The following is a 383-nucleotide window of genomic DNA, read 5'->3' as shown; positions in this document are numbered from 1 at the left end:
GGCGGAGGCCGGGAAGGACTACACCCCGGTCACCGGCAGCCACACCTTCCCCGCGGGCACCGCCTCCGGCACCACCCACAAGGTCACCGTCCGCACGGCGAAGGCGTCGAAGCCCGCCGAGGCGAAGACGATCCCGCTGGAACTGACCGTCACCGGCGCGAAGGCCCCCCGGGAGAACCCGCAGGTCGTCATCGACGCCCATGGACTCCCTTACCAGAACGCCAAGTTGCCGGTGCGGCAGCGCGTCGCGGACCTGCTGGGACGTCTCTCGCCCGCCGAGAAGGCCGGCCAGATGACCCAGGCCGAACGCAACGCGCTCCGCACCCCCGGTGACATCGCCGCCTACGACCTCGGCTCGCTGCTCTCCGGCGGCGGCTCGGTCC

1 pseudogene is annotated in these 383 nt (G+C 72.3%); it reads left to right on the top strand.

Annotated elements, in window-relative coordinates:
• Nucleotides 1-383 (top strand): annotated as a pseudogene (locus AB0C16_RS40875) (glycosyl hydrolase); the annotation flags it as partial.

Origin of the sequence: Nonomuraea sp. NPDC048916, assembly GCF_040649575.1 — a bacterium.
GTDB lineage: Bacteria > Actinomycetota > Actinomycetes > Streptosporangiales > Streptosporangiaceae > Nonomuraea.
Note: the sequence above shows the minus strand (reverse complement) of the source record. Positions and strands in the feature narration are given on the sequence as shown.